15 protein-coding genes and 1 pseudogene are annotated in these 23,249 nt (G+C 63.9%); 4 read left to right on the forward strand and 12 right to left on the reverse strand.

Annotated features, from left to right (window positions below; all coding sequences use genetic code 11):
- Both LN450_RS05295 and LN450_RS05300 read right to left on the reverse strand, forming a co-directional pair.
- The coding region (locus tag LN450_RS05295; RefSeq protein ID WP_228892347.1) for an RHS repeat domain-containing protein at positions 1–2,412 on the reverse strand (2,412 nt) is incomplete at its 3' end.
- Between the two features lie 524 nt (positions 2,413–2,936).
- Positions 2,937–5,750, reverse strand: coding sequence for an RHS repeat protein (locus LN450_RS05300; protein WP_039418316.1), 2,814 nt, complete (start codon positions 5,748–5,750; stop codon positions 2,937–2,939).
- 1,061 nt (positions 5,751–6,811) lie between these two features.
- On the opposite strand from LN450_RS05300, the gene mutS reads away from it, so the two are divergent.
- The 3 genes from mutS (at position 6,812) to katG (ending at position 12,946) form a co-directional block, all read left to right on the forward strand.
- On the forward strand, positions 6,812–9,367 hold the full coding sequence (gene mutS / locus LN450_RS05305) for a DNA mismatch repair protein MutS (protein WP_372499248.1): 2,556 nt from the start codon (positions 6,812–6,814) through the stop codon (positions 9,365–9,367).
- A gap of 287 nt (positions 9,368–9,654) precedes the next feature.
- A complete protein-coding gene (locus LN450_RS05310) occupies positions 9,655–10,269 on the forward strand; it encodes a DUF937 domain-containing protein (protein ID WP_011346797.1) in 615 nt (204 codons plus the stop codon).
- Between the two features lie 430 nt (positions 10,270–10,699).
- A complete protein-coding gene (gene katG, locus LN450_RS05315) occupies positions 10,700–12,946 on the forward strand; it encodes a catalase/peroxidase HPI (RefSeq protein ID WP_011346796.1) in 2,247 nt (748 codons plus the stop codon).
- Positions 12,947–13,069: 123 nt separating this feature from the next.
- Here the strand turns inward: katG and LN450_RS05320 are convergent, their stop codons facing one another.
- The 3 genes from LN450_RS05320 to LN450_RS05330 form a co-directional block, all read right to left on the reverse strand.
- Positions 13,070–13,477 carry an RNA-binding S4 domain-containing protein gene (locus tag LN450_RS05320; RefSeq protein ID WP_011346795.1) on the reverse strand — a complete coding sequence of 136 codons (408 nt, stop codon included), beginning with the start codon at positions 13,475–13,477 and terminating at the stop codon, positions 13,070–13,072.
- Between the two features lie 223 nt (positions 13,478–13,700).
- On the reverse strand, positions 13,701–14,357 hold the full coding sequence (locus tag LN450_RS05325; RefSeq protein WP_011346794.1) for a glutathione S-transferase family protein: 657 nt from the start codon (positions 14,355–14,357) through the stop codon (positions 13,701–13,703).
- Positions 14,358–14,415: 58 nt separating this feature from the next.
- Positions 14,416–15,111: a helix-turn-helix transcriptional regulator gene (locus tag LN450_RS05330; RefSeq protein ID WP_011346793.1), complete on the reverse strand. Its 696-nt coding sequence runs from the start codon at positions 15,109–15,111 to the stop codon at positions 14,416–14,418.
- A gap of 382 nt (positions 15,112–15,493) precedes the next feature.
- Here LN450_RS05330 and LN450_RS05335 point away from each other — a divergent pair, with 382 nt between their 5' ends.
- Entirely contained in the window at positions 15,494–16,987 is a 1,494-nt protein-coding gene (locus LN450_RS05335; protein WP_039418312.1) for an MATE family efflux transporter, read from the forward strand.
- Positions 16,988–17,254: 267 nt separating this feature from the next.
- Here the strand turns inward: LN450_RS05335 and rplS are convergent, their stop codons facing one another.
- The 7 genes and pseudogenes from rplS to ffh all read right to left on the reverse strand — a co-directional run bounded on the left by rplS (position 17,255) and on the right by ffh (position 22,964).
- Positions 17,255–17,662, reverse strand: coding sequence for a 50S ribosomal protein L19 (rplS, locus tag LN450_RS05340; protein WP_011346791.1), 408 nt, complete (start codon positions 17,660–17,662; stop codon positions 17,255–17,257).
- A 145-nt stretch (positions 17,663–17,807) separates the two neighbouring features.
- Entirely contained in the window at positions 17,808–18,566 is a 759-nt protein-coding gene (trmD, locus tag LN450_RS05345) for a tRNA (guanosine(37)-N1)-methyltransferase TrmD (RefSeq protein ID WP_008571122.1), read from the reverse strand.
- A 65-nt stretch (positions 18,567–18,631) separates the two neighbouring features.
- Positions 18,632–19,144: a ribosome maturation factor RimM gene (gene rimM, locus LN450_RS05350; RefSeq protein WP_008571121.1), complete on the reverse strand. Its 513-nt coding sequence runs from the start codon at positions 19,142–19,144 to the stop codon at positions 18,632–18,634.
- 43 nt (positions 19,145–19,187) lie between these two features.
- Positions 19,188–19,445: a 30S ribosomal protein S16 gene (gene rpsP, locus LN450_RS05355; RefSeq protein WP_003484223.1), complete on the reverse strand. Its 258-nt coding sequence runs from the start codon at positions 19,443–19,445 to the stop codon at positions 19,188–19,190.
- A gap of 97 nt (positions 19,446–19,542) precedes the next feature.
- Complete coding sequence (locus LN450_RS05360) at positions 19,543–20,340, reverse strand: aminotransferase class IV family protein (protein WP_008571120.1); 798 nt, start codon at positions 20,338–20,340, stop codon at positions 19,543–19,545.
- Positions 20,331–21,400, reverse strand: a pseudogene (locus LN450_RS05365) (NAD(P)H-dependent flavin oxidoreductase). The gene LN450_RS05360 and the pseudogene LN450_RS05365 overlap by 10 nt, the downstream one beginning before the upstream one ends.
- 187 nt (positions 21,401–21,587) lie before the next feature.
- Positions 21,588–22,964 carry a signal recognition particle protein gene (gene ffh / locus LN450_RS05370; protein WP_008571118.1) on the reverse strand — a complete coding sequence of 459 codons (1,377 nt, stop codon included), beginning with the start codon at positions 22,962–22,964 and terminating at the stop codon, positions 21,588–21,590.
- Positions 22,965–23,249: the final 285 nt, after the last annotated feature.

Consider the following 23,249-nt stretch of genomic DNA (forward strand, 5'->3'; position numbering starts at 1 on the left):
CCCGTCCATGGCGTGCCCGGTGTAACCGATGCCATCGACTGTCTTGCCGATGGGGCTGCCGTAGGGCTGATAGTCGGTTCGCTCCACGACCTGCCCCGCCGTGTCCGTCACAGCGATAGGGCTGCCTAGCGCATCTGTGTACTGGAATTTGATGGTTCCTGAGTTACGGGTGGCAAGCAAGCTTCCATTGAGATAGACGTATTCCGTGTTGCCCTTGCCCGACGCCTCCGTGTAGAACAACTGGCCAGCCTGGGTATAGACCTGAACGGTTCGCGTCGTGGGGCGCCCAGCTATCGTGCGGCGGCCGTAGGCATCGTAGGCATAGCTTTCCTTGCCGGTGACATCTCGCAGACGGTTTCCGTAGTCGAACGTGTAGGCTTGGCCATTCTTGTTCTTGAGGTTGCCCTGCGGGTCGTAGCTCAGGCCAACGGTGGTGGCGCCCGCATTGTTCTGGACATTGGTCAAACGGTTCTTGGCGTCATACCAGTAATTGTTCTCTCGCACACCTGGAAGCTTGGCCGTGAGGATGTTGTCCAACACGTCATAGGTGTAGCGGTTCCAGTTATCGCCGCCGAACCGCTCCGAGCCCGCCTCCATCAGGCGATCCAGCCCGTCATACCCCATGTAGCGGTTGTAGCCCGTCCCCCGCTGCTGATCGATGATGGCGCCGACGTTTCCATTGGCGTCGTATTGATACTCGAACGAAGCGACGTTGTTGTCCCGCACCTGCTGGGGCATCTGACGCCCGTTGAGCACGAGTGAGTGGCTCACACCATTGCCATAGGTGAACTGCCGCGCGGCTCCATTGGGGTAGTAGCCAATCCCCGTAGCGTAATTGCCCCCCGCCTGGTCACGGACAGCAGTCGGCTGTCCTAATGCATTCGGTGTGTAGCTGATGACCAAGCCGGTCGGATACGTCTGATTCGCCAACGCTCCGTTCGCGTCATAGCCGTAGCCGATGGACCAGGTATACCAACCGGTTTGACCAGACGATTCGGATGTCAGCATCCGACGTTTGTTGTAGTTGTAAGCATTGACGACAGATGAGCTACCGGCATCGTTCCATGTCGTGACCTGTGCAGGCAGGCCGTCCGGCGTGTAGGACCAGTCCTGGTTGCCATTCTTGTCAGGGAACCGCAGGGTCTTGAGGCGATTGCGAGTGTCGTAGGTGCGCACCACCTGGCGGCCACTGGCAGCCGCGGCTTCCAGGTCGCAGCGGGTCGTGCTGGGAAGATCAAGGCCACTGGCCGACCAAGCCAGATTGCCATCCGCGTCGTAGGCCATGACGGTCGACCCGCTCTCGGGCTCAATCACTTTGCACAGCTGCTGGTTCGCATCGTAGACGTAGCTACGGGCCGCCAGGCCAACGCCATGCGCCACCGGTGGCGGCGCCACTACCTGCACGACCTGGTTGCTGGATTCATTACCGAAATCACCGGCACCATCGCGCATTCGCCAACGCAGGTTGTAGCCGCCCGCACCAAGGGGGGCGCGGAGGCTGAAGTTGAAGTCCACACTTCCGCCAGGCGGAACATCGGATGGCAGGTGCACTTCGCCTGGCGACCATCCTCGCGTATCGCCAACCAACACAGCCCGATAGCCCTGCCCCTGGCGCCAAGTGACATTTCCCGTGTTCGTGAACCGCACGGACCCAGTGACAGAACGTCCGGTTGGGAGCTGCGCAGGCATGTTCTGAGAGACGAAAGCAGCATTACGCTGCATAGCAGGAATCGAGAGTGCACCCGACCCATCAATGAGGGAGTTGTCCCGACCGACCGGAGAAATGCCATGGATATAGAACGGCTTGCCGCCTTGGCTTCGAATCAGGTCTTCGGTAACTGGAATTGAGAAGCGGTAGTTGCTTCCTGACGATGAGCAAGCGCTGGCAACGCCCGGTTCGCTGGCAAGGTTCGCACTGGCGATGGCCGCAATCGTGCCGCTGCCGGCGGGCCCGCCCGCATACATATGGACGTCGATCGATCGGCGTAGTCCTGCAGAACACGCCCAGCCGACAATCGCCTTGTTGTCTTGGATACCCTCGATCCGCCCTTTGATCACCGATGCAGGCACGGCTACTGCGCCCGATCCGGAAATGGTGTCGTTTGAGGCTCCTACCGGAGACAGGCCATGGATATAAATGGCCTTACCGCCGTTCTGGATGATGAAGTTCTCATCGATGGGGAACGAGAATCGGTAGTTGCTGCCCGAAGCACTACAGGCGCTAGCGATGCCGGCATCACTTGGTAACGTAGCTGCGGTAGCCGCGGCAAAGGTGCCTGAGCCAGCGGGGCCGCCTAAATACATGTGCACGTCGACAGAACGATTCAGATTCGTCGAGCACGCCCAGCCTGAAATGGAACCGTAGGTGACGCTGTCGATGTTGCCTTTGATAAGGGATGGGAGAACGTTCACGTAGGTAGGGGCGCCATTTCCACCAAACCACGCAACGCCATCTCTAACCATTCGCCACTGAAACGACGTCGAGCCCGCAGACAGCGGAGCACGTGCTGTAAAGTTGAAAGTGACATTATCGCCATAGCGCACACTGGACGGCAGTTCAACGCGCCCAGTTCCCCAGGTTGTGCTGTCCGCCGACCCAGAGACTCCCAGGCGATATGCATCCTGCGCTGTCCACGTCCTCCAACCCGTGTTCTGGAAAGTGACGCTCACAGAGTAGGACTGTCCCACGACCATCGTCGTCGGGACAGATGTGCCGATGTATTTGGAGTCGTTCTCTTTGGGTTCGACCGGTGAAGGGCACTCATTGGCCGATCCTGCGGTCGAGCCATCAGGACATTTCCGTGCAGCTTCGGACGGCCCAGCCAAGACGCTGAGCAGTAGCAGAGCGGCAATGGTCCAGCGCACTTTTAACCTACCGCTCTGTTGTCTAAAAACATTTATTCCCGGCGCTCTTATCGAAGATTCCTTTCGACCGGTCATTGCGCACCCCGCTCGATCGTGATTGCCTTACCAAAGACGTCCCGAGTGATCGATGTTCGGGCAGATTCGGGAAGCTGCACCCACACAGGTGCGTCATAGACCGGTTGATCGAACACCTGGTAACCCGTGCGCGTCTGAGCACCTCGCGGGTTGGTGACTAGGGTTTGTGCGCCAGGCAGATACTGCGTGATCGTGGTCAGCAATCCCTGCTCGCTGTCCTGGGATATCGTTGTGGGCCTACCCACCACGTCGAATTCGGTCCAGATCCCAGTGCTCGCCGCTTCGGTGCTGCTCGGGTAAGACGCAAAGACGACCCTTCCCTCATGGTCGTAGGCAAAGCGCTTGGCCCGCAGCGTTCCCGCCAAGTTTGCCGCGTCGTATTCCCGCGTCAACAGCGGCTGCCACAGCGCATCAAAGTAAGTAATTTTCTGGGCGTTCCCAGTAGTCACGGTCTGGCGCCAGTGGCCAGCGCCGATGCCATATTCGTCGCTACCCACCCGCTCGAACGCCTGTGCGGTCGAATTCCACGCTGTGCTGTCGCCCGATGGGTAGTTCGTGGCATTCAGCCGCCCCATCGCGTCGTAACCATACGTGGTCGCAAATCCATTCTCGTCGGTGGTCTGACGAATCCACCCATTGTCGTCCACCGACGCGGACTTGGCCGTGCCATCGGCATTTGTAAGCGTCTGGGGAATGCCACGCTTCCAACCGGACAGGGTCGTTGCATTTCCTAGGCCGTCCTTAACCTGGGCCAAGGTCCCATCGGGATTGTAGGTATAGGTTGCAACCAACTTCCCGTTGCGCCATTCCGTCTGAGGCAACGCATTGGCGCCATAGTCAATCTGAGAGGTCGCGATGCCTGTGTTGACGTTCCGAGCCATGGCGGTCTGTCCCAACACCCACGCGCCGCGTTCGTCGTAATACGTGGTTTCGTCGGTGCGGCTGTGCCAAGGACTAAACCGCTCAGTGCGCGTTGGCCTCGCGAACTCATCGAAGCACGGCTGCCCATTGCAGTCCGCAATGCGCCAAACGAATTGGTCGCCGTTGTCGATCGTGATCACTTGGCGCACAGGCCGCTGCCTGGCAGCCACGGTATTGTCCCCGTAGCTGCCTGCTGGATACATGGTCCGCGCCGCGTAAGGTGCTGCATCGAACGCTGCGTAGTCGCTCATTTTTGTGCGCTTGGCCGTCGACCCGTTCCATCCGAAGTCCTGTTGCAAAAGCAGACCCTCGTTGGACCAGTAGCGATTGCCAAACCGGTAGCGCGTGGCCTGACCCGCGGGATCTTTGACCGTGATGTCCCGCGTGATGGGGGAACCGGCATTGCACTCGACGTATTTGGCAGGGTCGCTGGGATTTGGGTAGGGGCTTGGCTGCCAGCAGTTGTTAGGCGTGCCGTAGTCATACGTCCACGTGAGTCCCTGTGCGGGCAACCCGGAGCCGGAGATCCGACGACTGGTGACGGCCATGACGTAGAACTGGTAGGGAATTTCTGAGTAGGCTTCCTGGATATTGCACAGTCTTGGCACCCAAGACCGCCCCATGAGCATGGAGTTGACCGTGTAATCGCTACGAGCGCCCGTGGGCGCAGTGATGCTTCCGACCACGTTGGTGCGTGACCACGGGCGGATGTTGTCGCAGCCTGGCGGCTGGCCGTAAGTCACACGTGCACGCGACAAAGCGAGCAAATCGAACGTCCAACTACTCCCGTCAGGCAATGTCACCATGTCCACGGTGTCGCTGTAGCCGTAGGACCATGTTCGCCCGCCAGTGGTCACTGACGTTATGGTGTTGCCGTCTCCCCCGGCATACGACAAGTCGATTCGACGGCCGTCACTGGCAACGATGCTTAGCAGTTGCCAAGGGGCGCCAGGATTCCAGTTGTAGGTCACGGCGTTGCCAAAGCGATCGGTCACTCGCGCTGGATAGATCAAGACCTCTTTGCGAACCAGAATGTAATTGTTGGCCACCATGGGAACAATGTTCCCGATACCTGCGGTTGTCATGCTCGCCCCGCCAGCAGATGCTGTGCCCACCGAATTGGCTTGGGGAACAGGCGAAGACTTGCTCAAGGGAGGATACCAGCGCGAGACCATGTGGTTGAACGCATACACGCTGCCCTGTGTGTCGACCAGTTCAAACCCTTCGCCACGAGCACCTGACTCACTGGCGCCATCAAGGGACGCCAGGCAGCGGACGGCAGAACCATCCTTCAAGACGATGGGATAGGTTCTGCCATCGTTCGGCCGCAGCGCCTGAGAGGAGGTCTGCAAAAGCTCTTGGTCTCCGCTCCCTGGTCGATAAAGAAAGCTTCCCCTCCAAAACTCTGAAGGATCAAAGTAGCCACCTTGATTTTCAAAAGCGGGGGGAACCTCATAACGGCTACAGCGGCTGTAAGCCGTGTCCCTAGTCCCGTTGACCACCCAGCCATCGGGCGCGATGTTCCCACCCGGAAAGCCGAAGACACCATGCATGTAGGGAATATCCAAATCCCAAAGTTTGAAGTGGCCCTTCGTCGGGCTCCCCACCGTGAACCGACGACCTACACGGACTTGGAGAGCATTGTTGCCCTTCAGATCCACATCGGTCTGGACGATCTCCATTGAGCCCGTATAGAGGTTGATGTTGTCCCCGAAGAGCTTGTCGCCGGGGCTCTTCACCACTGCGCCCGATTGGATCAACTTGCCATAGTCGTCGTAGACATCCTCGGCCGCACCCAGTGCAGGCGACAGTCCAACCAAAGCAGCCAGCGCCAATCCAAACACGCGTATCTGACGCGAGGTCCTGCCCGATTCCATAGCATCTTCCAAGTTGACGACTGACCAAGGCCAGCACGAAGCTCATCGGTATCCATAGGCAGGCCAATGCTCCGCACAGCAAGCAGCAGCGCTCGCTCACGCAGGCAATGGCCAGCCCTAGGTAGAAGGTTTCGAGAGCGCGCGAAGCGCGACAGCAGTCATTCCCCAATGCTCTCGCGCAGACGAAAGTTGCGCACAGGGATTGGCTTGTCAACGCGCTACAGAGAGCTAACGCGGCCCAGCCCACGGCTTCGGCAATGCCAAGATGTTGACGGCGCAAGAGTTCGGGTTCGCAAAACCTTGAACTAGAGCGCTTGGCCTACATTGCAATCAGATAATTCTGACGAAGTTATTAGTGCTTTTCAGACAAGCGAAGCTAGCAGTCTCCCGCTGAAGCCGTGTGCGATGGGCGCCAGATGCGCGGCAATGCGAATGACGAATCGCCCCAAGCTGCCCGCGCAGGTGAATCACTGTGACCGCCCTCAGCTTGTTCGCTGGCGTTCCAAACTTGCTGATGGGTAAATCGTCGCCGGCTCTTGCATCAGCGCAAGCCGCTGCGGCGCTGCGACACGAGCCTGTACCAGGCTGATCACGGTGACGCTGCCCGATTAGAGGCGACGCACCGATTCGTAGGTTGTTGCCCGCTTTTCCACGTAGAAGCAGGCCCCGGCAAGGGCTTCCGCTTGTCGTCCAGAAGCCAGCCGGCCTTCCGTTCTCCGCCCGGACGCTTGGACATGACAGCCAATCGCCTACTGAGACGCATGTCAGCCCTTCCCTATACCGAACTGCCAAGGATTTTTTGGTGGGTGGGCTTAAACTTGGAGCCCGCGCTGACGCGGGCGGTTCATGGTCCCTCACCACATGCTGTATGACTTCAGCTCCCCGTCCGTCTGGCCGCGACACGGATTTCGTCCCGCTGAGAGGGTCGTCGCAATCGCCGTGCTACAAGGCATCGCGAATCGTCGAAATCGCCCCTGATTGACTGCCACATCCCGGAAGAATATTTCTTGCAAAGCACTGATACAAAAGAAAAAAACAAGAACGCCAGCGGAGCCGTCGAGCACACGCCGCTGATGAAGCAGTTCTTCGCAGCCAAATCGGATTACCCCGACCTGCTGCTGTTCTTCCGCATGGGCGATTTCTACGAGCTGTTCTACGACGACGCGCGCAAGGCCGCGCGGCTGCTCGACATCACCCTGACCCAGCGCGGTAGCTCCGGCGGTGCGCCGATTCCCATGGCCGGGGTGCCGGTGCATGCGTACGAAGGCTACCTGGCACGCTTGGTGGCACTGGGCGAGTCGGTGGCGATCTGCGAGCAGATCGGCGACCCAGCGCTGGCCAAGGGGCTGGTCGAGCGCAAGGTGGTGCGCATCGTCACGCCGGGCACGGTCACCGACGAGGCACTGCTGGACGAGCGCCGCGACACGCTGTTGATGGCGATTTCGCGCAGCAAACACGGCTACGGCCTGGCCTGGGCCGATCTGGCCGGCGGGCGCTTCTTGGTCAACGAAGTGGACAGCGCCGATGCGCTGGAAGCGGAAATCGCGCGCCTGGAACCGGCCGAGCTATTGGTGCCCGACGAAGACAACTGGCCGGACTTCCTGCGCGGACGGACCGGCGTGCGGCGCCGGCCGCCGTGGTTATTCGATGCCGACAGCGGGCGCCGACAGCTGCTGGCGTTCTTCAAACTGCACGATCTGTCCGGCTTCGGCATCGACGACAAACCCTGCGCCACGGCCGCCGCCGGCGCGCTGCTGGGCTATGTCGAAGAGACCCAGAAACAGCGCCTGCCGCATCTGACCTCGATCGCGATGGAAGTGGCCAGCGAGGCCATCTCGATGAACGCGGCCACGCGCCGGCATCTGGAGCTGGACACGCGTGTGGATGGCGATACGCGCAACACCTTGCTCGGCGTGCTGGACAGCACCGTCACGCCGATGGGTGGGCGTCTGCTACGGCGCTGGCTGCACCGTCCGCTGCGCCTGCGCGATGTGCTGTTGCAGCGCCACCATGCGGTCGGCACGCTGATCGATGCAGGTGCCGATGCCGATCTGCGCGAAGCCTTCCGTGCGCTCGGCGATCTGGAACGCATCCTCACCCGCGTAGCGCTGCGCTCGGCGCGGCCGCGCGATTTTTCCACCTTGCGCGATGGCCTGGCGCTGTTGCCGAAGGTGCGCACGATCCTGGCACCGTTGGATTCGCCGCGCCTGCAGACGCTGCATGCCGAACTCGGCGAGCACGATGCCACCGCGCATCTGTTGATCAGCGCAGTTGCCGAGACGCCGCCGCTCAAGCTCAGCGACGGCGGCGTCATCGCCACCGGCTACGACGCCGAGCTGGATGAGTTGCGCCGCCTATCCACCAATGCAGATCAATTCCTGATCGACCTGGAACAACGCGAGCGCGCCAGCAGCGGCATCGCCACGCTCAAGGTCGGCTACAACCGCGTGCACGGCTACTACATCGAGATCAGCAAGGGCCAGGCCGAGAAAGCCCCGTTGCATTACAGCCGCCGGCAGACGTTGACCAACGCCGAACGCTACATCACCGAAGAACTCAAGAGTTTCGAAGACAAGGTGCTGTCCGCGCGCGAGCGTTCGCTATCGCGCGAAAAACTGCTGTACGAAGGTCTGCTCGACGCACTCGGCACCGAGCTGGAAGGTCTCAAGCGCTGCGCGGGTGCCTTGAGCGAACTGGATGTCCTGGCCGGCTTTGCAGAACGCGCGCAGGCGCTGGATTGGTCGCAGCCGGAACTCGATCATGCGCCGTGCCTGCGCATCGAGCGCGGCCGTCACCCGGTCGTGGAGGCGGTACGCGAGCAACCATTCGAGCCCAACGATCTGGACCTGCACAGCGATCGCCGCATGCTGGTGATCACCGGCCCGAACATGGGCGGTAAATCGACCTACATGCGGCAGAACGCGCTGATCGTGTTGTTGGCGCATATCGGCAGCTATGTGCCGGCCAGCCGTGCGGTGATCGGGCCGATCGACCGCATCCTCACCCGCATCGGCGCCGGCGACGACCTGGCGCGCGGGCAATCCACCTTCATGGTGGAAATGGCAGAAACCAGCTACATTCTGCATCACGCCACGCCGCAATCGTTGGTGCTGATGGACGAGATCGGCCGCGGCACCTCCACCTACGATGGCCTGGCACTGGCCGATGCCGTCGCGCGCCATCTGGCGCATACCAACCGCTGCTACACGCTGTTTGCCACGCATTATTTCGAGCTCACCGCACTGGCCGACGAATCGCATGCCGGTGGCGCCAGCGGCATCGCCAACGTGCATCTGGATGCGGTCGAACATGGCGAGCGTCTGGTGTTCATGCATGCAGTGAAAGATGGCCCGGCCAATCGCAGTTTCGGCCTGCAGGTGGCGGCGCTGGCCGGCCTGCCCAAGGCGGCGGTGACGCAGGCGCGGCGGCGGCTAGTGGAACTGGAACAACGCGGCGGCGAAAGCCACAGCGCGCAGATGGCACCCACCGCGCTGGATGCGCCACAACAGTTCGGGCTGTTCACCGCACCCTCCTCCGCTGCACAGGAAGCCTTGCAGGCGCTGGACCCGGATGAGCTCACTCCCAAGCAGGCGCTGGAGGCGCTGTATCGGTTGAAGGCGTTGCTTTGAGGTGCCGGGATTGGGGAGTCGGGATTTGGGATTCGTAGGAGCGGGGCTGCATGGCTGACGTTTGCTGCGCGTGCGGATGCTTTGCCATGCGGGAATTGGTGATCGGCTTGATGCTGTTTTGCGGAGGTTTGTTAGCAGAATTTGGAAGCCGTCGAGGCATGGTTGCGTGATTGCGATGTCCTGCATCGCGCCGTGCGTAACGCGCGGCGTGTGCTTGCCGCCGGATTGATCTGTCGGCGCGACGGGCGCACCCTGCCGCAACGCTTCGCCAGACAGGAAACCTTCCGATGACCATGTCCGCTTCGTTGACCGATCAACTTGCCGCGCAATTGCAGGGCCCGCAGCTGCAGCAACTCGCCGGCCGCCTGGGCATTGCGCCTGAGCAGGCGCAGTCGGCAGTGCAGGCCGCGCTGCCGTTGCTGATGGGTGCGCTGGGCCGCAATAGCCAGCAGGCCGGTGGCACCGACGCGTTGCTGGGCGCACTGCAACGCGACCATGCCGCCAGCCCGGACCTGGGCAGCTTGCTCGGCTCGTTGTTGGGCGGCTCGGCCACCGGTGCGCAGGGCAACGGTGCCGGCATTGTCGGCCATCTGTTCGGCGACAAGGCGCCGCAGGCCGCTGCCGGCCTGGGCCAGGCCACCGGGCTGGAGACCAGCAAGGCCAGTCAGTTGTTGCAGTTGCTTGCCCCGATCGTGATGGCATATCTGGCCAAGCGCTTTCTGGGCGGCGATGCCACAGCCAGCAGCCAGCTCGGGCCTGCGCTGGCACAGGAACATCAGCAGGTGCGCAGCCATCCCGACGCCGGCGGGTTACTGACCAGCGTGCTGGACCAGGACGGCGACGGGCAGCTGGGCATGGGCGACGTCATGAAGCTGGGCGGCAGCCTGTTCGGCAAACGCTGAGCCAGCAGGCCAACCGGGCGGCGTCCTCTGTTGCAGATGCGGATGACGGCCTGCAACCCCCATGCAATGGGCGTGCGGCACGCCGGTCGGGCACCGGCGTGCTATCCATAGTGGCACGCTATCGATATGGTTGAATAATTCGAATTCACCAAATGATCGATGCTCCTTATCGTGTCCAGACACCACCATGATGAGTCCGCCTGATGCGTGTCCTTGCGATCTCCGTCCGCTCCCGGTCGACCTGTTCCGGGCCTTCCAGGCAGGCGCTAGCATCGACGAACGCGGCGGCCACGTCAGACCGGTATCGCTCGTACCTTCCGCAATCCCGATGACCCAGCCTTAAACCCCGTCCGCCACTTCGACTCCAACAGCACGTGTCTGCAACCTTCGGCACGCAGCTCCCCAAGTGCTCCCGCACACAGGTATTGCCATGACCACCGAAGCAAAGTGCCCGTTCAACCACGCCGTCGTCGGTACCGGAACCACCAATCGCGATTGGTGGCCCAAGCAGCTGCGCGTGGATCTGCTCAGCCAGCATTCGAGCAAATCCAACCCGCTGGGCCAGTCGTTCAACTATGCCGACGCATTCAAGCGCCTGGACCTGCAGGCGCTCAAGCGGGACCTGCATGCGTTGATGACCGATTCGCAGGACTGGTGGCCGGCCGACTTCGGCCATTACGGCCCGCTGTTCGTGCGCATGGCCTGGCATAGCGCCGGCACCTATCGCATCGGCGATGGACGTGGCGGTGGCGGACGTGGGCAGCAACGCTTCGCCCCGCTCAACAGCTGGCCGGACAACGTCAGCCTGGACAAGGCGCGTCGCCTGCTGTGGCCGATCAAGCAGAAGTACGGCCAGGCCATTTCCTGGGCCGACCTGATGATTCTCACCGGCAACGTCGCGCTGGAATCGATGGGCTTGAAGACCTTCGGTTTTGCCGGTGGCCGCGAAGACACCTGGGAGCCGGATCAGGACCTGTACTGGGGTCGCGAAACCAAGTGGCTGGGTGGCGACGACCGCTACTCGCGCGGTTCGCCGGGCGTGGACGAAGCGCACGGGGTGCTGGTGAAGGACGACGACAGCCAGGTGCCGCATACCCGCGACCTGGAAAACCCGCTGGCCGCCGTGCAGATGGGCCTGATCTACGTCAATCCGGAAGGCCCGGACGGCAACCCCGACCCGATCGCCTCCGCGCGCGACATCCGCGACACCTTCGCGCGCATGGCCATGAACGATGAAGAGACCGTGGCGCTGATCGCCGGCGGCCACACCTTCGGCAAGACCCACGGTGCCGGCCCGGCCGACAACGTGGGTGCCGAACCCGAAGCCGGCGAGCTGGAAAGCCAGGGCTTGGGCTGGCATAACCGCTACGGAAGCGGCAAGGGCGCCGACACCATCACCAGCGGCCTGGAAGTCACCTGGACCACCACGCCGGCGCAGTGGAGCAACGATTACTTCGACCATCTGTTCGGTTTCGAGTGGGAGCTGAGCAAGAGCCCGGCCGGCGCGCACCAATGGGTGGCCAAGAACGCCGACGCCATCATTCCCGATGCACACGACGCCTCCAGGAAGCATCGCCCGACGATGCTGACCACCGATCTGGCGCTGCGCTTCGACCCGGCGTACGAAGCCATCTCGCGGCGTTTCCAGCAGCATCCCGAACAATTCGCCGATGCCTTCGCACGCGCCTGGTTCAAGCTCACCCACCGCGACATGGGCCCGCGCTCGCGCTACCTGGGCGCTGACGTGCCTGCTGAAGAGTTGGTGTGGCAGGACCCGGTGCCGGCGGTCGATCACCCACTGGTCGATGCGCAGGACGCCGCCGCGCTCAAGCAGACCATTCTGGCCTCGGGTCTGAGCGTGGCGCACCTGGTGTCCACTGCGTGGGCGTCGGCCACCACGTTCCGCGGCTCGGACAAGCGTGGCGGCGCCAACGGTGCGCGCATCCGCCTGGCCCCGCAGAAGGATTGGCAGGCCAATCAGCCCGAGCAACTGGCCAAGGTGCTCGCGACGCTGGAACGCATCCAGGCCGACTTCAACGCTGCGCAATCGGGTGGCAAGAAGATCTCGCTGGCCGACCTGATCGTGCTGGCCGGTAACGCCGCAGTGGAACATGCAGCGCAAGCCGCCGGCCACCAGGTCACCGTGCCGTTCGCACCCGGCCGTACCGATGCGTCGCAGCAACAGACCGATGTGGAATCCTTCGCCGTGCTCGAACCGGTGGCCGATGGCTTCCGCAACTTCGCCAAGCGTCGCTACGCAGTGCCGGCCGAAGCGCTGTTGATCGACAAGGCCCAGCTGCTCACCCTCACCGCGCCGGAGTTGACCGTGCTGGTCGGCGGCCTGCGCGTGCTAGGCGCCAATGTCGGCGACTCGAAGCATGGTGTGTTCACCAGCCGTCCCGGTGTGTTGAGCAACGACTTCTTCGCCAACCTGCTCGACATGCGCACCGAGTGGAAGGCCACCTCGGAGGCGAAGGACGAGTACGAAGGCCGCGACCGCAGCACCGGCGAACTTCGCTGGACCGGTACGCGCGTGGACCTGGTGTTCGGCTCCAACTCCATCCTGCGTGCGGTGGCCGAGGTCTACGCCAGCGCCGATGCGCAGGAGAAGTTCGTGCACGACTTCGTTGCCGCCTGGACCAAGGTGATGCAGCTGGATCGTTTCGATCTGGCCTGAGCGTGCTCACTCTCACGCACCTGCCAACACGCAGATGCGTGTGCCACCTAATGCAAACGCCCCGAATCGCCGGGGCGTTCGCATTTGCGGGTCGATTGCATGACAGCCTGCGCCGACAGCGCGCTACAACGCGTCGATATCGCCCAATGCCGTGATCAGGCGGCGCGCACGCTTGTCCGGTTTACCCTCGGGCGCACGGTAACCGGTGCGCTCGGCCGCGCGCTGCAGGCGCCATTGCACGCGGGCCTCGCGCGAAGTGTCGGTTTCGATGTAGAGCGCCTGTGCGACCGGGGCCGGGCCGCGCACATCGCTGAGCGCGGCAACGGTGATCTCGAAGATTTCGCCGCCGCGGTCGATACGCAGTCGTTCGCCGCTGCGCAGCGCACGCGACGGCTTGGGACGCTGGCCGGCCACGTCGACCTTGCCGGTCTCCACTGCATTCTTGGCCAGGCTACGCGTCTTGAAAAAGCGCGCTGCCCACAGCCAGACATCCAGCCTGACCGTCATCGCCTGTTCCAGCTCTAGATTCATTCGTCTCGCGGTCTCGTGTCGTGCGTTGGCTCGCGCAGCACGCCTTGCATGCGTGCAAGCGCTGCGATCTTGCGCAAACGCCGGCTCGCTTGCCGGCGCCTTCGGCAACATGGTGTGCGCCACACCCGATGTTTGGGCAACGACTGCGGAACTCAAGCGGGCAGAACCAGGTGCGTCCTGGTCCGCACCGCAGGGCACCACCGCCAGTGGACCGTCGCCACCGCTAGGTGTTCGTCGTGTCCACGGTGCGCGGCATGTCCGGGTTCGGATGCGCCGCAATCAACGCATCGTCGGCAGCGTTGGCACGCACTGCCGCAGGTCGGGCGGCATGCCGTTGCGCGAAGGCAGTAAACGCAGGCCGCGGCTCCAGCATGCCGGTACGCGTGTAGAAACCCACCACCGCCGCCATGTACAGGTCGGCCGCGCTGAAGCACGCGCCGGCCAGGTATTCGCGGCCCGCGATGGCCTGTTCCAGGGTCTGCAGAAGGTCCGCTTCGTGGCCGTAGCCGGCGCTGCGTGCCGGTGCCAGCACGCCGCTTTGCTTCGCGGTCAGCAGCGCCTCCACTGGGCCGGCCAGGAAAAACAGCCAGCGGTAATAATCGGCGCGCGCCGGCGATCCCGGCGGCGGCGCCAGGTGCCGCTCCGGCACCAGGTCGGCCAGGTAGGCACAGATCGCCGCGTTCTCGGTGACGACCGCCTCGCCATGGCGCAGCGCCGGCACCTTGCCCATCGGATTGATCGCCAGATAGTCCGGCGCCTTCATCGTAGTGCCGTAGTCGAGGATGACTGCCTGGTACGGCAGGCCGGTTTCCTCCAGCATCCAGCGGGCGACACGGCCGCGTGACAACGGGTGGGTGTAGAGCACGATCTCGGTGGACATGAGCAGACTTTCCTGGTGGACAGCCTGCAGTCTGGTCCTGCCCTGCTGACAGGTGCTGTCAGCAGTCGGCTCCGTAGCCGGTCGCCGCGCGCCAGCGCTTGATCAGCAGATGCCGGCGCGAGGGATAGCGTTCGCCATCGTCGGTCAGGGCCAGCACCCGGTCGGCGCGGAAATGGCGGAAATCGCCGCGCAGTTCGCACCACGCGGCGATCATGCCGTAGCCGCCGAGAAAGGCCATCGCGAACGGCCAGACCCGCCGTTGCGAGGCAGCGCCTTCGGCATCGGCATAGTCCATCCGCAGCACGTGTTCGAGCCGGATGCCGCGACGCAGGATCGGCAGCCACGGTGCGGGCGGTTGCGCGGCATCGGCCGCAGGCACCAGCAGCCCGCTGGTCTCGATCGATGCGCGCAGGTTGCCGGGCAGCGTGGCGGTGATGCGCGCTACCGCACGCTGCGCCGCCTGTGCCAGTTCCGGATCGGCCTGGCGCGCCACCCAGCGCGCGCCCAGGGTCAAGGCCTCCAGTTCGTCCTCGGTGAAATTCAGTGCCGGCAGCAGGAAGCCTGGACGCAACACATAGCCGACGCCGGGATCGCCGAGGATGTCGGCGCCCTGCGCGCGCAAGGTGCCGATATCGCGATACAGCGTACGCAGGCTGACGCCCAGCGCAGTGGCGAGCTGGGCACCGGCCACGGGCCGACGCCGTCCGCGCAGGGCGTCGAGCAGATGCAGCAAACGGGTCGCACGGATCACCATCGCGACAGCATAGTGGGCTTTGCGTCCTTGCTGCCTTGGGCAGCATAGCGATCCTGCATTCGGGTCTTAGACGAACGGGCGCACCAATAGGAATCCAACCGCGATGCAGCGATCGGCCGGCGCATCAGCAGGCCAACTGTCGAACACGTCCGACCTGGCTGCGCCCCAGCCGACGCGCACTCCCCCATCCTCGCCAGGCTGCACCTGCCGCGTTGCCTATGCGGGCGCAAGCCTGCGGCAACTTCGCATGCCGCCGCCAGACAAAATGCGCAGCGTGCTCCACGATCAGCGCGCCCCACGCCGCCTCGCCGCAAGTGCGCTGCATCCGGGCTCACCTGGGCAATGCTAGTGTGCGCACCTTCTGCGCGACGATACGACTGCGATGCCCAAATCCGCTGTCCTGACCGAAGGCCCGATCGGCAAGAACCTGCTGTTGTTCGCGCTGCCGATCATGGCCGGCAACATCGCCCAGTCGCTCAACGGCTCGATCAACGCGATCTGGATCGGCCGCTATCTCGGCGAAGAAGCGCTGACCGCGGCGGCCAATGCCAACAGCATCATGTTCTTCCTGATCGGCTCGGTGTTCGGCATCGGCATGGCTTCGACCATCCTGATCGGCCAGGCGATGGGCGCACGCGATATCGCCCAGGCGCGCAAGGTGATGGGCACCAGCGCAAGCTTCTTCGGCGGGCTGTCGGCCGTGATTGCCGTGCTCGGCTGGTACCTGGCGCCGCATCTGCTGACCGCCATGGGCACGCCCGCCGCCTCGCAAACGCTGGCCGAAGACTATCTGCGGGTGATCTTCCTGGCGATGCCCACGCTGTATCTGTTCGCCTTCCTGTCGGCGGCCTTGCGCGGCACCGGCGATGCGCGCACGCCGTTCCGTTTCCTGTTGCTGTCGGTGCTGCTGGATATCGTGTTCAACCCGCTGCTGTTGTTCGGCATCGGCCCGTTTCCGGCATTGGGCATTGCCGGTGCGGCCTGGGCCACATTGATCGCGCAGGTCGTCGCACTGGCCGGGTTGCTGGTGTATCTGCGCAACAAACGCCATGTCTTGTGGCTGGGCCGGAGCGACTTGCGCCTGTTTCGCATCGACCCAGCCATCCTGCGCGCGTTGATCGTCAAAGGCGTGCCGATGGGCCTGCAGATGGTGATGATCTCGCTGTCGATGATCGCCATGTTGTCGCTGGTCAATGGCTTCGGCACCGAAACCGCTGCGGCATTCGGCGCAGGATTGCAGCTATGGAACTATGTGCAGATGCCGGCCATGGCGGTGGGCGCCGCTTGTTCGTCGATGGCCGCGCAGAATGTGGGCGCCGGCCTGTGGCCACGCGTGGATGCGGTCGCACGTACCGGCATCGCTGCCAATTTCCTGATGACGGGCCTGCTGATCGTGCTGCTGATCCTGTTCGATCGCTGGACCCTGGCCCTGTTCCTGCCCGAAGGCAGCGCCACGCTGGAGGTTGCGCGGCACCTCAACCACATCGCGATCTGGTCGTTCCTGCTGTTCGGTGTCAGCTTCGTGGTCTCGGGTGTGGTGCGCGCCACCGGTGCGGTGATTCCGCCGTTGTTGATCCTGGCGTTTTCGCTGTGGGGCGTGCGCGTGCCGTTGGCCAACGCGCTGCTGCCGCATCTGGGCGCCGATGCGGTGTGGTGGAGCTTTCCGATCAGTTCGGCCTGTTCGATGCTGCTGTCGCTGGCGTATTACCGTTGGGGCGGCTGGCGCAAGGCGCGCATGCTGACCGCACCCACGCATCCGTCGGAGCTTGCGGCTGCAGCGGAAGTACCCGCGCATCCGGCCTCACCGGTCGCCGACCCGGCCCCGCTCACCGACGCACCAGGCGGGCAGCAAGTATCGCGGACACCGCAGCGTTAGTTACGTTTGCGGCAGCGTACCGCCGGGTCCGCAGCCATCCCGAGCACACGCGCTTGGAACCGTCATGAGATCAGGGTAGCCAGCCTCCATATCTCGACCACCCGCGATCGAGAACACGGGGTTGCTGAAGAATTCCCGCAAGGCGCAGTGTGCATCATGCGTGGATGCCGCAACCGGACAGGCATTCCCACAAACCATTCCCACAAACGCAAACAGCCGCCCGAAGGCGGCTGTTTGGCAGTGGCGGGACAGGCCCGCCAATGTGGCTTACTCGACCTTGGCAGCAGCCTGGCGAGCGGCCTTGGCCTGCGCAGCGGCGGCCAGATCTTCCTTGATGCGGGCAGCCTTGCCTTCCAGACCACGCAGGTAGTACAGCTTACCGGCGCGCACCTTACCGCGACGCTTCACTTCGACCGAGTCGATGATGGCGCTGTGGGTCTGGAACACGCGCTCGACGCCGAAGCCGTGCGAGATCTTGCGCACGGTGAAGGAGGAGTTCAGGCCGGCATTCTTGGTCCCGATCACCACGCCCTCATAGGCCTGCACGCGCTCGCGGTTGCCTTCCTTAACCTTGACGTTCACCACAACGGTGTCGCCCTGGTTGAATTCCGGCAGCTTGCGCTGGATCTGGGCGGCTTCGAAGTCAGCCAGGATGGTCTTGTTGAGTTTGCTCATGGTGGGCACCGCGTGTCTGGTGATATTGGACCGGCAGTCGCCGCACGGCGATTGCTCGAGGTTCGTAGGAGGGCCAGACGCAAGGCTGGCCAGCAAGCCGCATATTGTACCCCAATCAATCTTGCAAGAGCTAGGGGTGAGCCCTTTATTTCTCGTCGTCCGGGGCGAGTTCGCGGCGAAACTCGTCCAGCAGACGGCGATCGTTCTTCTCCAGCCCCGCCTCGTCGAGCAGGTCCGGGCGGCGCAGCCAGGTCCGGCCCAGCGATTGCTTCCGGCGCCAGCGCGCAATTGCCGCATGGTTGCCCGAACGCAATACATCGGGCACATCGCCCCATGCATGGGTCGCCGGATGGCTGTAATGGGGGCAATCGAGCAGGCCTTGCGGGCCTTCAAAACTGTCCTGGGCGGCAGATTCGGCATCGTTCAATACGCCGTCCTGCAACCGCGCCACCACGTCCACCAGCACTGCAGCACCCAATTCACCGCCGGACAATACGTAATCGCCGATGGAGATTTCCATCTCCACCGCCTGCGCCAGAAAGCGCTCGTCCACGCCTTCATAGCGGCCGCACAACAACACCATGCGCGGCAACTGCGCCAACTCGCGTGCGAGCGCCTGCGTGAGCGGACGCCCCTGCGGGCTGAGGTAGATCACGGGCGCTGGCCGCGTATCTGCGGCCTGCACCGTCTCCAGACAGGCCCGCAACGGCTCGATCAGCATCACCATGCCAGGCCCGCCACCGAACGGACGGTCGTCCACGCGGCGATAGTTGCCCTGCGCGTGCTCGCGCGGATTCCAGCCCTGCAATTCCAACAAGCCGCGCTCCTGCGCACGCCCGACCACGCCGAACGCCGCGCATTGCGCGATGAACTCGGGGAATAGGCTGATGACGTCGATGCGCACTGGAGAATCGGGAGTCGAATTGGGGAATGGGTAGAGTCAAGCGCAGCGCCGAAGCACCGCTTTGATCAGAAATCCGGATCCCAGTCCACCACGATCAGGTTGGCGTCGAAGTCGACCGACTTGACGAAATCCGGGAACACAAACGGAATCATCCGCTCGCGATCGCCACGCACCACCACCACGTCGTTGGAGCCGGTGGAGAACAGGTGCGAGACCGTGCCCAGCTTGACGCCTTCGACGGTTTCCACCTGCAACTCTTCCAGGTCCACCCAGTAATATTCGTCGGGCTTGGGCGGCGGCAACGCACTGCGCGCGACATAGATTTCAGTCCCGTGCATGGCTTCGACCGTGTCGCGGTCGGTGACGCCGGGGAACACCGCAATCAGATTCTTGCCCTGATCGCGCCCACGCACGCCGCTGACCACCGACTCCTGTCCGGATGGCGCGCGCACGATCCACGGCTGGTACCGGAAGATGGCGGTTCGTGGCTCGGTCCAGGATTCGAGCTTCAGCTCACCCTTGACACCAAAAGCGCCGACAATCCTGCCTAACAGGATGCGGCGCTCGGTCTGCTTCATCTGCGTCGACTCTAGGCCAGGTGGCAACACCCGGCCCTCAAGATCAGGCCGCAGCGGCCTGAGACTTGGCTTCGCGATACAGGTTACGCACCTTGTCGGTCAGCTGCGCGCCGTTGCCGACCCAATGGTCGACGCGTGCGACGTCCAGCACGATGCGCGGTTCTGCGCCCTGGGCAACCGGGTTGTAGTAACCCAGGCGCTCGATGTTGCGGCCGTCGCGCGCGCTGCGCACGTCGGTCACGATGATGTGGTAGAACGGACGCTTCTTGGCGCCGCCGCGGGTCAGTCGGATCTTGACCATGGTGTTGTTTTCCTGAGTTGCCCAGTCGCCAGAGTGGCGCGGTAAGCCGACGATTATAGCGGGCTCCGGCGGCGAAGCCAAGTCACCCCTGAACCGCTCAGATCGCTTGCCAGGCCTGGGTTTGCAGGGCCTGCTCCAGAATTGCCAGCTGGGCGGCGGCGTCCGGCCACTGCACAGACCCGACCGCCGCCAACGCCTGTTGCCCACGCGCATTGCAGCTGAAGCCGCCATCGAATCCGTGGAGTTCGTCCAGCGTGACGGGGCGCGTGTCCTGCTCGATGCCAATCGCTTGCAGCCCGGCCTGCAGCAGCCGCTGCCGGGTGCCGGGCAAGGCCGGCCCCCGTGGCCACACGACCCTGCCCTGCTGCCACAGGCCCAGATTCCAGAATGCCCCCTCCACTAGCCGGCCTTGCGGATCGATCAGCAGCGCGTCGTCGAACCCGGCAAGCATTGCCTGACGGCGCAGTTGCAGCAGCGCAAAGGTGCCGACGTGCTTTAACAGCGGCTGCTCGCGCACGTAGCAGGCCGGCTGCGCGCGCACAGCAGTTGCTGGCATCTGCGCAGCGGGCGAGAGCGCGATCAACACATCCAGTGCAACGACGCGCGCTGGATCGCGCAGGTCGAAATCCTGCGAAAACACCGTGATGCGCACGCTCGCATCGGCACTGCCGGCAACCGACAGTGCGGCCCGCAACTGCGCGCGGATGGCCTCAATATCGACGGCAGCACCAAACAGGGCTGCGCTGTCGTGCTGCAGCCGTTGCAGATGCAGGTCCAGCCCAAGCGCAGCGTTGTTGCGCACCTGCAGCGTGGTGAAGTGGCCGTAATTGTTCAACGCCGCGGCACTGAGCTGCTGCGCGGTGGCGGCCATGCCATTGCAGAAGATCAACGGCACAACAGCGCCTGCGCCTGTTCCCACCACTGCGTCACGACATGCGCAGCCGGCTGTGCAGGCGCCATCCAGGCGGATTGGCCGGCCCAGGCCTGCATCGCATCCAGACGGTTATCGCGCGCGGCCGCCTGGCGCATCGGCGCGGTGAGCCCGCGCTGCACCGGGTACGGCGCGGGTGGCGGTGCGTCTGCAGCGCTTGCTGCACTGACATACGCTGTGGTCAGCGCGCGCCCCAACCGGCCCGAGAATGCACGGGTTGGCTGGGTGTGCTCCGGCTCTGCCTGAGATAACGCGTCGGCCCAGGCGCTCGGCAATGCAGCTTCGGGCGTGCGTAGCAAGCCGGTGCCGATCTGTACCGCGCTTGCCCCAAGGTCAGCGCTGCCGCGATGCCGCGCGCATCGGCGATGCCGCCGGCCGCGATGACCGGGACATCGAGACGATCGACCAGACGCGGCAACAGCGCCAACAGCCCGGTCATCTGCTGCGCTGCGCGGCCGGCCTCGAACGCACCGCGATGACCCCCGGCCTCGGCCCCTTGCGCAACCACTGCATCGGCGCCTGCTGCCTGCGCCGCAAGGGCTTCGTCCAAGGTGGTCGCGCAGGCGAACCAGGCGATCCCGGCATTCTTGAGACGCTCCACCTGATCGGGCCGAAAGACACCCATGATCGATGAGGCAACTGCTGGCCGCGCAGCGAGCAAGGCATCCAATTGCGCATCGAAATCGGCAGGTGTCGCATCGCCCGCTGTCTCCGCCACCGGTGGCCCCCACTGCGCAAGAAACGCGCGCAGCCGCGCCTCGGTGGCCGCATCGCGTGCAGGTGCCGGGTCGGGAATCCAAAGATTGATCTGCGCAGGCCCTGCGCTGGCCTCACGGAATGCCGCCATCCACGCCACGATTTCGTGCGGCTGCGATAACACCGCACCCATCGCGCCCATGCCACCGGCGTTGGCAACCGCCGCCGACAACGGCACCGGGCAGGCGCCGGCCATGGGACTGAGCAGGATCGGCAAGCGCAGCCCAAAGCGCTGCTGGAAGGCATCGACGTTGGAAAACCTGGTCATCAATCACTTCGCACACCATGAGATTGCGCATGGTAACCGCGATGGAGAAACGCTGATGCCGGCACGGGCACGGGCACCTGCCGCGCCCGTCTACCTTGAAGTGGTCTGCCACGCCAGCACAAGGGCCAGCGCAAGATGCACGCACTGCGCCTGCGAATGTCTTCGCAGCGCGGCGTACGCAGGTTGCTCAGCGGAACGGCATGCCGCCGCGGCCGCCCATGGCGCCCATCATGCCCTTCATGTTGCGCATCAGGCCCTTCATGCCGCCGCCGGCCAGCTTGCCCATCATCTTTTCCATCTGCTGGTACTGCTTCATCAGCTTGTTGACGTCGGCCGGCTGCATGCCCGAGCCGCGGGCGATGCGGGCGCGGCGCGAGCCGTTGAGCAGCGCGGGGTTGCGGCGCTCTTTCTTGGTCATCGAATTGATGATGGCGATCATGCGCGGCACTTCCTTGCCGGTGACCTGCTGCTTGACGTTATCCGGGATCTGGCCCATGCCCGGCAGCTTGTCCATCAGCCCATGGATGCCGCCCATGTTCTGCATCTGCTCGAGCTGTTCCTTCATGTCGTTGAGGTCGAACTTCTTGCCCTTGGCGACCTTGGCGGCCAGTTTGGCGGCCTTTTCCTGATCGACGCTGTGCTCGACCTGCTCCACCAGCGACAGCACGTCCCCCATGTCCAGGATGCGGCTGGCGACGCGATCGGGATGGAACACGTCCAGCCCGTCGGTCTTTTCGCCGGTACCGACGAACTTGATCGGCTTGCCGGTGATGTAGCGCACGCTCAGTGCCGCGCCGCCGCGCGCGTCGCCGTCGGTCTTGGTCAGCACCACGCCGGTCAGCGGCAGCGCCTCGCCGAACGCCTTGGCGGTGTTGGCCGCGTCCTGGCCGGTCATCGCATCGACCACGAACAGGGTTTCGGTGGGGTTGACCGCGGCGTGCAGCGCCTTGATCTCGTCCATCATCGCCTGATCGATCGCCAGGCGGCCGGCGGTATCGACCAGCAACACGTCGACGAACGACTTCTTCGCATCGGAGATGGCCGCGCGCACGATGTCCACCGGCTTCTGCGAGGCGTCGGAGGCGAAGAACAGCACGCCCACCTGTTCGGCCAGGGTCTTGAGCTGCTCGATCGCGGCCGGGCGGTAGACGTCGGCCGAGACCACCATGACCTTCTTCTTGCGCTTTTCCTTCAGGTGCTTGGCGAGCTTGCCGACCGTGGTGGTCTTGCCTGCGCCCTGCAGACCGGCCATCAGCACGATCGCCGGCGCCGGCACGTTGAGGTTGAGGTCGGTGGCGGCCGCGCCCATGACGGCGGTGAGCTCGTCGCGCACCACCTTGATCAGCGCCTGGCCCGGGGTCAGCGACTTGAGCACTTCCTGACCGACTGCGCGCACCTTGATGCGCTCGATCAGCGCCTGCACCACCGGCAGCGCCACGTCGGCCTCGAGCAGCGCGATGCGCACTTCGCGGGTGGCTTCGCGGATGTTCTCCTCGGTCAGGCGGCCGCGGCCGCGCAGGCGCTCCATGGTGCCGGAGAGACGTTGGGTAAGGGACTCGAACATGCGCAAAGGACCGCGGAGGGGAAACGGGTGCCGATTATAGCGGCACCGGCTGGCGGCCGGCCCCGGCCGGCCCCAGCCCCGGAAACGTGACCTTTTAAGGAACTCTTCGACCGCACCGCGCGGCGGGCAATCCGCCGGGACCGGGACTGCGACGAGCAGAACGGCAGCAAGGCCGGTAATAGACGCTCTACTGCATACCCGGCGCACCCCCGCTTCATGCGAGGTACCGCCCCCCTTGCCGGCCAGCAAAACCCAAGCGATCCATCACCCAGGCTTCTCCGATTC

Origin of the sequence: Xanthomonas euvesicatoria pv. euvesicatoria, from assembly GCF_020880415.1 — a bacterium.
Taxonomy (GTDB): Bacteria; Pseudomonadota; Gammaproteobacteria; order Xanthomonadales; family Xanthomonadaceae; genus Xanthomonas; species Xanthomonas euvesicatoria.